This window comes from Streptomyces sp. NPDC059828 (assembly GCF_042731955.1).
Taxonomy (GTDB): Bacteria; Actinomycetota; Actinomycetes; order Streptomycetales; family Streptomycetaceae; genus Streptomyces.
This window is the reverse complement of record NZ_JBHWIW010000020.1, coordinates 59,692-69,320: the sequence shown is the minus strand read 5'-3', so window position 1 is coordinate 69,320 and position 9,629 is coordinate 59,692. Positions and strand designations below refer to the sequence as shown.

The following is a 9,629-nucleotide window of genomic DNA, read 5'->3' as shown; positions in this document are numbered from 1 at the left end:
CCATGGCGGCGATCGAGCGGCTGGCCGGACCCGGGCAGTGACGGCCCCCCCCCCGCCCCCCCCCCCCCCCCCCCCGGGGGCGGCCCCCCCCCCCCCCCCCCCACCCCCCCCCCCCCCCCCCCCACCCCCCCCCCCCCCCCCCCCCCCCGCCGCGATGTCCGGCCGTACCGCGTTCTCCGCCCAGTTCGTCGGTTCGCCGCTGTCCCCGTCGCAGCGGAGCCTGCGGTACGTCACGACCTCGTCCACGTCCGTGAAGAACTCGGCGAGCTCACCGGGCACCGTGGACGTCCCATGCCCCAGGACGGTGGTCCGCTCGCCCGACTGCTGGGCCACGATCGCGTCGATCGAGCCCAGCAGCCGCCGCGGGGCACTGCGTCGCGCGCCCGGCTCGATGAACGTGCCGCGCCTGCGGTGCCTGCTGATCAGCCCCTCGGCCTCCAGCTCCTTCAGCGCCTGCCGCATGGTCAGAACGCTCACGCCGTAGTGCTCGGCGAGCTGCTCCTCGGTGGGCAGCCGCAGCGGGTCGTGCGGCCCGCGCCCGAGTATCGAGGCGCGCAGGGACTGCGAGACCTGGTACCACAACGGCAGTTTGCGGTTCAGGACGAGCGAGTCTGGGGCGAAGGCGGTCATGGCATCTCCGTACTACGACCGGAAGTGGCGCTCAAGACCCTGCCATACGTCGTCGTACCCCTCCTGCAGATGCCCGGCGCTCGCCGCCTGCTCGGTCGCGGTCACCGGCCAGCGCGTCTCGAACATGAACGCGAGACCGTCGTCGATCCTCTGCGGCTTCAGCTCGGCGGCACTGGCCTTGTCGAAGGTCTCCCTGTCGGGGCCGTGCGCGGACATCATGTTGTGCAGCGAGCCGCCGCCGGGGACGAAGCCTCCCTCGCCCGCGGTCTTGGCGTCGTAGGCGCCCTCGATCAGGCCCATGTACTCGCTCATCACGTTGCGGTGGAAGTACGGCGGGCGGAAGGTGTCCTCGCCCACCAGCCAGCGTGGCGCGAACACCACGAAGTCCACACTCGCGAGCCCGGGGGTGTCGGTCGGCGAGGTGAGCACGGTGAAGATCGACGGGTCGGGGTGGTCGTAGGAGATCGTGCCGATCACATTGAAACGGTGCAGGTCGTAGACATACGGCAGATGGTTGCCGTGCCAGGCCACCACATCGAGCGGGGAGTGGTCATAGGTGGCGGCCCACAGGTTGCCGCAGAACTTGTTGACCACCGCCACGGGGCCTTCGACGTCCTCGTACGCGGCGACCGGGGCGCGGAAGTCCCGCACGTTGGCGAGCCCGTTGGCGCCGATCGGTCCCAGGTCCGGGAGCTGGAACGGCGCACCGTAGTTCTCGCAGACGTAGCCGCGGGCGGTGTCGTCGAGCAGCTCGACCCGGAAGCGTACGCCGCGCGGGATCAGCGCCACCTCGCCCGGCCGGGCCGCGAGCAGGCCGAACTCGGTGCGCAGCAGCAGCCCGCCGTGCTCGGGCACGATGAGCAGTTCGCCGTCCGCGTCGCTGAACACGCGCCGCTCCATGGAGGCGTTGGCGTGGTAGAGGTGCACGGCCATTCCGGTGCGCTGGGCGGCGTCGCCGTTGCCGCCGAGGGTCCACAGGCCCGCCAGCCAGTCGGTGCCCGGCGCGGGCTCCGGCAGGGGGTTCCAGCGGAGCCGGTTGGGGTCCGGCACGGTCTCCGCGAAGGGCGCGGAGCGCACCGCGTTGTTGTCGACGCGGACGAACGGCGGGTGGGCGGCGGACGGCCGGATCCGGTACAGCCAGGAGCGCCGGTTGTGGGCGCGCGGCTCGGTGAAGGCGGAGCCGCTGAGCTGCTCCGCGTAGAGGCCCAGCGGGGCCCGCTGCGGCGAGTTGCGGCCCAGCGGCAGCGCCCCCGGCACGGCCTCGGAGCTGTGTTCGTTGCCGAAGCCCGACAGGTATTCCAGGCCTTCGGCGGTCTTCCTGGCCTGCTCGGTGCTGTTGCCGCCGCTCGTCCCGTTGCCGCTCATGCGTACTCCCGATGCGTCCGCTAAGGAATCCTATGCTCAACAGTAGGATTCCTTGGCAGTGCGGTCACGTCAACGGCATCGCCCCCCGACACCGAAGAGCGACACGATGGGCGGTGTCTCCGCAGTGGCGCCGGCGGTGCCTCCGTCGTGGCGCGGCGTGTCCCGGTCATGGCGCCGAGTGGTGCCTCTCGGTTGTCGCGCTACCCCTCGCCGTCATGCATACCGGTCGGTATGCTCGCCCTGCCCGCGCGCCAACGCCACCGCCCACGGGAGACCCCCATGCCAGAAACCGACGCCACCCGCACCGCCCTGCGGATCTGCCCGCTGTGCGAAGCCACCTGCGGGCTGACCCTGACCATCGAGGGCAGCCGTGTCACCGGCGCCCGGGGCGACCAGGAGGATGTCTTCAGCCAGGGCTTCCTCTGTCCCAAGGGCGCATCCTTCGGCGAGCTCGACGCCGACCCCGACCGGCTGCGCACCCCCCTGGTCCGCGCCGCATCCGGTGAGCTGCGCGAGGCGACCTGGGACGAGGCGTTCGACACCGTCGCCGCGCGGATCCGGCCGCTGATCGAGGAGCACGGACCGAACGCGGTCGGGGTCGTCCTCGGTAACCCGAATGTGCACACCATGGCAGGCGGGCTCTATCCCGCGGTCTTGCTCTCGAGCCTGCGCACCCGCAACCTCTTCACCGCGTCGACGCTCGACCAGATGCCCAAACACGTCTCCAGCGGACTGCTCTTCGGCAGTGCGACGGCCATACCCGTCCCCGATCTGGACCGCACCGACCATCTGCTGCTGCTCGGGGCCAATCCGCTGGAATCCAACGGCAGCCTGTGCACCGCGCCCGACTTCCCCGGCAAGCTCAAAGCGCTGCGCCGCCGCGGGGGCAGTCTCACCGTCGTGGACCCGCGGCGCACCCGCACCGCCCGGCTCGCCGACCGGCACGTGAGCATCCGCCCGGGCGCGGACGCCCTGCTGCTCGCCGCACTCGCCCATGTCCTGTTCGAGGAAGGACTCACCGACCTCGGCGATCTTGCCGGGCGGGTGGAAGGAGTGGACGAGGTCAGGGCGGCCGTACGGGACTTCGCCCCCGAAGCCGTCGCGGCGGCCTGTGATGTGGAACCCGCGGAGATACGTGCCATCGCCCGCGAGCTGGCCGCCGCCCCGACCGCCGCCGTGTACGGGCGCATCGGCAGTTGCACCGTCGAGCACGGCACCCTGGCCAGCTGGCTCGTGGACGTCCTCAACATCCTCACGGGCAACCTCGACCGGCCCGGCGGTGCTCTTTTCCCCCTCGCCGCCACCGACCGGGCGCCTCGACCGGACGGCCCGGGCAAGGGCTTCGCGCTCGGCCGCTGGAGCAGCCGGGTGAGCGGCCATCCCGAAGCCAAGGGTGAACTCCCCATGTCGGCACTGGCCGAGGAGATCGAGACCCCGGGTAGCGGGCGGATCCGGGCCCTGATCGCGATCGCCGCCAACCCCGTGCTCTCCGCGCCGGACGGGGACCGGCTGGACCGCGCCCTGAGCGGCGGCCTCGACTTCATGGTCAGTGTGGACCCGTATCTGAACGAGACCTCGCGCCACGCGGATGTCGTGCTGCCCCCGCCGCCCCCGTCCCGCAGCGCCCACTTCGACTTCGCCTTCAACGCCTTCGCCGTGCGCAACCAGGCGCGCTACACACCCGCCGCCATCCCGCTCGACCAAGGCGCGATGGACGAGTGCGAGATCCACGCCCGGTTGATCCTCGCCGTGGGCGGGATGCACGGAACCGACCCCGCCGCGGTCGACGAGACGGTCATCGAGGCCTCGCTCGTCAAAGCCGTCGCCGACCCGCACTCACCGGTACACGGACAGGACCCCAAGGCGCTGGCCGCCGGGCTGGCCGGCGCCACCGGTCCCGAGCGGCGACTGGACATGATGCTCCGCCTCGGCCCCTACGACCTCACACTCGGCGATCTGCTCGACCGGCCGCACGGAGTCGACCTGGGCCCGCTGCGTCCCCGGCTCGGCCAGGTGCTCAGGACCCGCAGCGGACGCATCGAGCTGCTGCCGGGGCCCGTCGCCGCCGATCTGCCGCGACTGCGCCGCGCCCTGGGGGAGCGGGGCGGGGGACTTGTCCTGGTGGGCCGCCGCCATCTGCGCTCCAACAACAGCTGGCTGCACAACGTCCCCGCGCTGAACGGCGGTTCCAACCGCTGCACCCTCCAGGTGCATCCCGATGACGCCGCCCGGCTCGGTCTCGATGAGGGTGCCGCCGCTGTGATCGTGGCGGGAGGAGGACGGCTGGAGGTGCCGGTGGAGGTCACCGACACCGTGCGCACCGGTGTGGTGAGTCTTCCGCACGGCTGGGGACACGACCGCCCCGGCATCCGGATGACGGTGGCGGCGGCGCGGCCCGGAGTGAACGTCAACCAGCTGCTCGACGGCTCGCTGCTCGACCCGCTGTCCGGCACGGCTGTGCTCAATGGCTTCGCCGTGGACGTCGCTCCTGCCGCGCCTCCTCTTTCCGTTCGATGAGCTTTCTGTTCGATGAATCGCTCTCGCGTTCGTGCGCGTGCTGAACGCGAGTTGGTGCCGCTGCGTACTAAGGACTGTCCGCGTCCGGAACAGACGCGGCGGTACCTCTCACTCCGGCGGGTCTCCGGGGCGCGGTTCTCCGGTGCGGTGACACGTCTGAGCGCGAACGACAGGAGCGGCAATGACTGATGGTGACGGGCCGATCATCCACGGACTCCCGGACGGCGGCGCTGAGTTGTCCGTCGTCCTGCGGCTGCGCTGGGACGATGTGGCCGCACTCGGCCGTGAGGCCAGCCGGCTCGCGGAGCAGCGGGGGGCGCCGGTGAGCCTGGACGAGGCCGCGAGTCACCGGCTGCGCACCTGGTCGTCGGTGGCCAAGGGGCCGGACGAGAAGGTCCAGGCCGCACAGAGCGCCCCCGCTGCCGCCCAGACCGCCCCCACGGCTGCGGCGATCTCGGCGGCGCCCGCCGGCGACCGGTCGCGGGTCCAGGTGGGGACGATCGGCGAGTCCGCCCGGGTCGCCTCGATCTCGGCGTCGCCCGCCGCAGCCCGCCAGGTGCAGGCGGCCCCGGCGGCGGCTGGTCAGACGCCGGCCTGAAACCAGCTCGCACAGGCCTCGGGTCCCGCATCCCCAGAGTCTCCCCACCCCGCTACAGGAAGGAGCGGGGTGGGGTGGGGGAGAAACGGGAGTGGGGGGAGAATCACAGCACCACCCGGGCACGTGGACGTGGCGCTGGAAAACTAACACCGCTAGTTTGGGCGTCGGATCGCGAGTACTGCCGTGCCACGCCCAAAGGAGACAGCGGATGAAGGCCCACGACGGGATGTACATCGGCGGCGCCTGGGAGCCCGCCGCCGGTACCGACACCATCGCGGTGGTGAACCCAGCGGACGAGCAGGTCATCGCCCATGTCCCGGCCGGTACGGCAGAGGACGTGGAGGCGGCGGTACGCGCCGCCCGCGCCGCTTTCCCCGCCTGGGCCGCCACACCGCCCGCCGAACGCGCGGCCGCCCTCACCGCGCTCCGCGACGCGCTCGCCGCCCGTACGGCCGAGATCGCCGAGACCGTCACCGCCGAGCTCGGTGCACCCGCACAGCTGGCCCAGACCGTGCACGCGGGCCTGCCGGTCCTGGTAGCCGGCTCGTACGCGGAACTCGCCGCTTCCTGTTCGTTCGAGGAGCAGATCGGCAACTCCACCGTGCTGCTGGAACCGGTCGGTGTCGTCGGCGCCATCACGCCCTGGAACTACCCGCTGCACCAGATCGTGGCCAAGGTCGCCCCCGCACTGGCGGCGGGCTGCACGGTCGTGCTCAAGCCCGCCGAGGACACTCCGCTGACCGCCCAGCTCTTCGCCGAGGCCGTCCACGAGGCGGGCCTGCCGGCGGGAGTGTTCAACCTGGTCACCGGGCTCGGCCCGGTCGCCGGACAGGCGCTCGCCGCACACCCCGGAGTGGACCTGGTCTCCTTCACCGGCTCCACCGCCGTCGGCCGCCAGATCGGCGCGACCGCGGGTGGCGCCGTCAAGCGCGTGGCTTTGGAGCTCGGAGGCAAGTCCGCCAATGTGATCCTGCCGAGCGCCGACCTGGCCAAGGCCGTGAGCGTCGGCATCGCCAACGTCATGTCCAACTCCGGCCAGACGTGCAGCGCCTGGACCCGCATGCTCGTGCACACCGACCAGTACGACGAGGCCGTGACGCTCGCCGCGGCGGCCGTCGCCAAGTACGTACCCGGCGAGCGCATCGGCCCGCTCGTCAACGCGAAGCAGCAGCAGCGGGTGCGCGGCTATATCGAGCAGGGCATCGCCGAAGGCGCCCGGCTGGTCGCCGGCGGTCCCGAAGCCCCGCACGACACCGGTTACTTCGTCGCCCCGACCGTCTTCGCCGACGTCACCCCCGAGATGGCCATCGCCCAGGAGGAGATCTTCGGGCCGGTCGTCTCGATCCTGCGGTACGAGGACGAGGACGATGCCCTGCGGATCGCGAACGGCACCGTGTACGGCCTGGCGGGAGCGGTGTGGGGGGAGAGGGACGAGGCCGTCGCGTTCGCCCGCAGGATGGACACCGGACAGGTCGACATCAACGGCGGTCGCTTCAACCCCCTGGCGCCGTTCGGCGGTTACAAGCAGTCCGGCATCGGCCGCGAACTCGGCCCGCACGGTCTGGCCGAGTATCTGCACACCAAGTCCCTCCAGTTCTGACCAGTCCCGACCAGTTCTGAAAAACACCGAGGAGTGCCCAGCGTGGTCCGCGCCGCCGTACTGCCCGCCATCGGCTCCCCCCTGGAGATCATCGGGATCGAGCTCCCCGAGCCCGGTCCCGGACAGGTGAGGGTCCGTATCGCCGCCGCAGGGGTCTGCCATTCCGATCTCTCCCTGTCCAACGGCACCATGCGGGTACCGGTACCCGCCGTGCTCGGCCACGAAGGAGCGGGGACGGTCGTCTCCGTCGGCGAAGGCGTCACCCATGTCGCCCCCGGCGACGGGGTCGTCCTCAACTGGGCGCCGTCCTGCGGGAAGTGCCACCACTGCTCGATCGGCGAGGTCTGGCTCTGCGCCGACGCCCTGACCGGCACATCAAGGGTGCACGCGGTCGCCGAGGACGGCACCGAACTCCACCCCGGCCTCAACGTCGCCGCGTTCGCCGAGGAGACCGTCGTCGCCGCCAACTGCGTCCTGCCGGTCCCGGACGGGGTGCCGCTCGTCGATGCCGCGCTCCTCGGCTGCGCGGTGCTCACCGGCTACGGCGCCGTGCACCACAGCGCCCGGGTCCGCGAGGGCGAGTCGGTGGTCGTCCTCGGTGTCGGTGGCGTCGGGCTCGCGACCCTCCAGTCCGCCCGGATCGCCGGTGCGTCCACGATCATCGCCGTGGACGTGTCCCCCGAGAAGGAGGAACTGGCCCGCCGGGCCGGTGCCACCGACTATGTCGTCGCCTCCGACACCACCGCCCGTGAGATCCGCAAGCTGACCGGCGGCCAGGGCGCGGACGTGGCCGTCGAGTGCGTGGGCCGCGCCGAGACGATCCGCACCGCCTGGGACTCGACGCGGCGCGGCGGCCGTACGACCGTCGTCGGCATCGGCGGCAAGGACCAGCAGGTCACGTTCAACGCCCTGGAGATCTTCCACTGGGGCCGGACCCTCTCCGGCTGCGTCTACGGGAACTCCGACCCGGCGCGTGACCTCCCGGTGCTGGCGGAGCACATCCGCATGGGCCGGTTCGACCTGAGCGCGCTGGTCAGCGAGCGGATCGGCCTGGACGGCATTCCGGCCGCCTTCGACAACATGATCGCGGGGAAGGGAGCCAGGGCGCTGGTCGTGCTCTGAGCAAGTCCGGCGCGGGCGCGGTGGGCTCTACCGCGTCCGCGTTTCTGAAGTGGTTCCACGGTTCGGTCCTAGGGCTTGGTGCCGCCTTCGGAGTCGCCGTTCTCTGCCTCCGAGGCTGTCGTCACCGCGTCCGCCGGCTCCTCGACGCCGCTCCGTCCCTCCCGCGCCGGGCCCCCGGACCTCGACCGGGAGACGGCGACACCCGCCAGACACAGGGCACCCCCGATCAGGGTCAGCCAGCCCGGCACCTCGTCCAGGAGCAGCCAGGACATGAGCACCACGATGGCCGGTACGGCGTAGGTGGTCGCGCCCATCCTGCCCGCAGTGGTCCGCGCCAGGGCGTACGCCCAGGTGGTGAAGGCCAGCGCGGTCGGGAACACCCCGAGGTAGATCATGTTGAGCGTCGCGGACAACGGCGCCCGCGCGGCCTGGTCCCACAGCAGCGCGCTGAACGGAAGACAGGCCACCGCACCCGTGACACACCCCCAGGTGGTCACCTGCAACGCCGACGCGTGGCGCAGTGCGGGTTTCTGGGCCACCACCCCGCTGGCGTAGCTGATCGCGGCCAGCAGGCACAGCAGCACACCCACCACGGAAGCCGACCCGTCGCCCGCCATCGACAGACCCACCACCACGGCACCGGCGAAGGACACGCCCATCCCGGCAAGCAGCCGCGGCGGCAGCCCCTCTCCCAGCAGCCACCCGGCGAGCAGGGCCACCACCAGCGGCCCGACATTGACCACCAGCGCCGCGGTGCCCGCGTCGACCTTCTGCTCACCCCAGTTGAGGGCGACCATGTACACCCCGAACCAGAGCAGTCCCGAGACCGCGATCCCCGGCCAGGCAGCCCTCGAAGGCAGTCCCTCCTTGCACAGGGCGCAGATCACCCCCAGTACCAGCGCCCCCGCGAGCAGCCGGCCGAGCGCGAGCGCGCCGGGGGAGTACGCGGCACCCGCGCTGCGGATCGAGACGAAGGCCGAGGCCCACAGGACGACGGTGGTGGCGGCTGCGGCCATGGCGCGCCATTCGGTGCCCGAAGCGGCATGGCCGTACGCCTGCGGCTTGTCGGTGTGCACCGTTGTCCTCCGCAGCGTTCTGCTCACCGCAGTGCCTCGCTTTCGATGTCCAGGAGCTCGCGCAGCGCCCGCTCCCCGTCCGGTGTGACCTTCACGGCCCGCTGCGATCCGATGCGTATGCACCATCCGACCGCAAGAACGTGCCGGCACAACTCGGCGCCCGCGACCCCGGCCAGATGCGATCTGCGCTCCGTCCAGTCCAGACAGGCCCGGGCCAGCGGTCGGCGTCCGCCGTGCGGCAGCGCGATCCCCGCGTCCCGGAACCATTCGAGACCGGCGTCGGTCAGCGCGAAACCGGTGTCCTGGAGCAGCAGCCCGCGCGCGGTCATGGCTTCGGTGATCGCGATGCCGAGGCGCCCCGCGAGATGGTCGTAGCAGGTGCGCCCTCGTGCCATGGCGCTCTGGGCGTTCGCCGTGCGCAGCGAACGCGGAGGCTCGGCCACGGGAGCGGTGTAGGCGGCCAGCTCCTCCACGAGGTGCGCGGCCCGCGCGTCGGCCAGCCGTGCATAGCGGTGCCGCCCCTGCCGCTCCTCGGCGAGCAGACCGCCCGCGACCAGCTTGCCCAGGTGCTCACTGGCGGTCGACTGGGCCACTCCGGCATGGCGCGCCAGTTCACCCGCGGTCCAGGCCCGGCCGTCGAGCAGGGCGAGGCACATGGCGGCGCGGGTCCGGTCGGCGAGCAGCGCGGCCAGTGCGGCGAGGTCTTCGGGAGCCATGTCCC

7 protein-coding genes and 1 pseudogene are annotated in these 9,629 nt (G+C 72.0%); 4 read left to right on the top strand and 4 right to left on the bottom strand.

Annotated elements, in window-relative coordinates; translation table 11 throughout:
* Positions 1-147 precede the first annotated feature (147 nt).
* Positions 148-630 (bottom strand): annotated as a pseudogene (locus ACFV6V_RS14805) (GntR family transcriptional regulator); the annotation flags it as partial.
* Between the two features lie 12 nt (positions 631-642).
* Complete coding sequence (gene hmgA, locus ACFV6V_RS14800; protein WP_385564168.1) at positions 643-1,995, bottom strand: homogentisate 1,2-dioxygenase; 1,353 nt, start codon at positions 1,993-1,995, stop codon at positions 643-645.
* A gap of 279 nt (positions 1,996-2,274) precedes the next feature.
* Between hmgA and ACFV6V_RS14795 the strand changes: the two genes are divergently transcribed.
* The 4 genes from ACFV6V_RS14795 (at position 2,275) to ACFV6V_RS14780 (ending at position 7,832) form a co-directional block, all read left to right on the top strand.
* Positions 2,275-4,512 (top strand): molybdopterin-dependent oxidoreductase, encoded by a 2,238-nt coding sequence (locus ACFV6V_RS14795; RefSeq protein WP_385564165.1) that lies wholly within the window; start codon positions 2,275-2,277, stop codon positions 4,510-4,512.
* 181 nt (positions 4,513-4,693) lie between these two features.
* Positions 4,694-5,110 carry a hypothetical protein gene (locus tag ACFV6V_RS14790; RefSeq protein ID WP_385564162.1) on the top strand — a complete coding sequence of 139 codons (417 nt, stop codon included), beginning with the start codon at positions 4,694-4,696 and terminating at the stop codon, positions 5,108-5,110.
* Positions 5,111-5,318: 208 nt separating this feature from the next.
* A complete protein-coding gene (locus ACFV6V_RS14785) occupies positions 5,319-6,710 on the top strand; it encodes an aldehyde dehydrogenase family protein (RefSeq protein WP_385564159.1) in 1,392 nt (463 codons plus the stop codon).
* A 42-nt stretch (positions 6,711-6,752) separates the two neighbouring features.
* Positions 6,753-7,832, top strand: a complete 1,080-nt coding sequence (locus ACFV6V_RS14780; protein ID WP_385564155.1) for a Zn-dependent alcohol dehydrogenase — start codon at positions 6,753-6,755, stop codon at positions 7,830-7,832.
* 68 nt (positions 7,833-7,900) lie between these two features.
* Here the strand turns inward: ACFV6V_RS14780 and ACFV6V_RS14775 are convergent, their stop codons facing one another.
* Together ACFV6V_RS14775 and ACFV6V_RS14770 are read right to left on the bottom strand one after the other, a co-directional pair.
* Positions 7,901-8,848 carry a DMT family transporter gene (locus ACFV6V_RS14775; RefSeq protein ID WP_385564266.1) on the bottom strand — a complete coding sequence of 316 codons (948 nt, stop codon included), beginning with the start codon at positions 8,846-8,848 and terminating at the stop codon, positions 7,901-7,903.
* 83 nt (positions 8,849-8,931) lie between these two features.
* Complete coding sequence (locus tag ACFV6V_RS14770) at positions 8,932-9,624, bottom strand: ArsR/SmtB family transcription factor (RefSeq protein ID WP_385564152.1); 693 nt, start codon at positions 9,622-9,624, stop codon at positions 8,932-8,934.
* Between the last annotated feature and the right edge of the window lie 5 nt (positions 9,625-9,629).

What these genes read in the sequence shown, in the direction of transcription:
- ACFV6V_RS14785 (WP_385564159.1), top strand. Translation starts at nt 5,319, where the DNA reads ATGAAGGCCCACGACGGGATGTACATCGGCGGCGCCTGGGAGCCCGCC.
- ACFV6V_RS14775 (WP_385564266.1), bottom strand. Translation starts at nt 8,848, where the DNA reads ATGGCCGCAGCCGCCACCACCGTCGTCCTGTGGGCCTCGGCCTTCGTC.
- hmgA (WP_385564168.1), bottom strand. Translation starts at nt 1,995, where the DNA reads ATGAGCGGCAACGGGACGAGCGGCGGCAACAGCACCGAGCAGGCCAGG.
- ACFV6V_RS14790 (WP_385564162.1), top strand. Translation starts at nt 4,694, where the DNA reads ATGACTGATGGTGACGGGCCGATCATCCACGGACTCCCGGACGGCGGC.
- ACFV6V_RS14795 (WP_385564165.1), top strand. Translation starts at nt 2,275, where the DNA reads ATGCCAGAAACCGACGCCACCCGCACCGCCCTGCGGATCTGCCCGCTG.
- ACFV6V_RS14770 (WP_385564152.1), bottom strand. Translation starts at nt 9,624, where the DNA reads ATGGCTCCCGAAGACCTCGCCGCACTGGCCGCGCTGCTCGCCGACCGG.